Here is a 401-nt window from a genome sequence, read left to right on the forward strand (position 1 = left end):
CCTTAACATAGTCTGAAAAGACGAAGAAGGTTCCACCGTAAACGCGAAGCCCACCATGAAGCGCCATACCGTTAAGAATTGTTCCCATGGCAAACTCGCGCACACCAAATTGGATGTTGCGGTTGAGACGGTGGGCATCATCCTGCAGACCGTCTTCCTTGATGTAGGTCATATTGGAATGAGCCAAGTCAGCAGAACCGCCGAGGAAAGTTGGAAGCACCTTAGCTGCTGCATTGAGAGCATCCTGACTAGAATTACGGGTCGCTTGAGAGAAGCCATTTTCAAGCACTGGGAAGTCTTCTGGCTTAATCTCTACTGGATCTTGACCAGCAATGATAGCTGCTACTTCTTCTGCCAACTCTGGATGGGCTTGCTTGTAGTCCTCTACCAGCTGTTTCCAA

Annotated in this window: 1 pseudogene; it reads right to left on the minus strand. The window is 49.1% G+C overall.

The window, feature by feature from the left end:
- Positions 1-401: pseudogene (locus tag A0739_RS09780) on the minus strand (transketolase); the annotation flags it as partial.

This window comes from Streptococcus oralis, assembly GCF_001588645.1.
Taxonomy (GTDB): Bacteria; Bacillota; Bacilli; order Lactobacillales; family Streptococcaceae; genus Streptococcus; species Streptococcus oralis_AB.